The following is a 1,554-nucleotide window of genomic DNA, read 5'->3' on the forward strand; positions in this document are numbered from 1 at the left end:
CGGCCACCGCCAGCCCGGTCACCTTGCCGCGCGCCTGGTATTGCTGCAGCTGCTGCAGGGGGCCGGCGCCAGGTGGCCTTGACCTCCTCCACCAGCCCGCGCGGCGTGTAGTCGGCCAGGGCGGAATGCACGGCGGCATCCAGCGGCAGCCGACTGGCGATCTGCGCCAGCGCGGCCAGGTCGAGGCGGTCGGCGCGCAGTTCGCCCTGCTCGCGGCCGCTTTGCACGCCGGTGTGCCGCACCGTGAGGTTGCCGCCCGGCCAGCGCAATGCGTCCTGCGTGGTGAACTGCAAGCCCTCGGTGGAGAACTCGAACCCGTCGGACAGGCGCCGCCCGCCCACCCGGCCGGCGACGGACTGCAGCGCGAGCGGCTCCAGGCCCTCGCCCAGGCGGGCGTTCACCCCGGCCAGGGCGAGGTCGGCCGTGCCACCGACGAACTGCCCGCGCTGGAAATCGACCCACGCGCGCAGCGCGCCGCGGCCCTCGGCCACCTGCACGCCGTCGATGTGGACATGGTGGCGCAGCCGGGACACGTCCACGCGCGAGAAATCGGCGAACAGCTGCCCCGTCCACTGCTGCCACGACCCGCCGTGCGTCGTCAGGAACGGCTGGCGGAACTGCCCGGTGAGCTTGAACCGGTCGCCCCACTGCGGCGGCGGCGTGGCCTCGATCCGCATGCCGTGGCGCCAGCCCCGGTTGCGCAGCAGCAGGTCCACCTGTCCCAGCGCCAGGGGCGGCTCCTGGCTTTGCTCGTCGGTCAGCCGAACGGTGCCGCCGCGCAGCACGACCTCGCTTTGCGAGAACAGCCAGTCGGCCCCGGCGCTGTCGCCGCCCGCGCTCTGGCGGAACGCCAGCCCCGCGATGAAGATGCGGCCGTCCGCCATGCGGCGCACGTCGAGTTCGGGGCGTTCGATGTACAGCTGCTCGAACCCCATGCGCAGCACCGAGCGCGGCGACAGCGACCCCACCACGCGCGGCAGCTTCAGGGCCTCGCGGCCCTGGGGGTCCAGCAGGGCGACGTCGTTCAGCTCGATGGTGGGCACCAGCCCTTCGGAGCGGGCCGACAGCGCACCGATGCGCACCGGTACCCCCAGCGCCCGTGTGGCATGGGCTTCCAGCTGCGGACGGAAGTCGCCGATACGCGGCACAATCCAGCCGTGAAGCACCCCCCAGGCGGCGGCCACCAGCAGCCAGAAGGCGATGAGCAGGCCCAGGGACCACCGCGCAAGACCTGCCAGGCATCGGAGCAGGCGTGAGGGGTTCGGTGGCTGTTCAATCATTGGTGGGTTGGGATGCGAAGGGAATTATGACCCGCGCCCGCTGTGCGGGTTCAGCATCAAACGGTGTCGTTATGTACGGTTTTCAGGCCCCGGGCCCTTGCTATGCCGCTGTCTTGCACTGACGTTCCAGAGATCCCCAGCGCCGCCGGCGACGGCCCGCTGGCGAGCCATTCCCGCTTCCACCAGCGGCTGCACCGGCGCTATGCCGACGCGTTCGCCGTGCTGCCGCCCGGCGCCCCCACGCGGGCCACCATGGCCGAGGCGCTGGCCGCCA

1 protein-coding gene is annotated in these 1,554 nt (G+C 72.3%); it reads right to left on the reverse strand.

Features of this window, described 5'->3' with window-relative positions:
* On the reverse strand, positions 1-1,280 hold a 1,280-nt coding region (locus AC27KI_RS24495), incomplete at its 3' end, for a YhdP family phospholipid transporter (RefSeq protein WP_487116357.1).
* Positions 1,281-1,554 lie beyond the last annotated feature (274 nt).

The organism is Acidovorax sp. KPB24-03 (genome assembly GCF_057546605.1).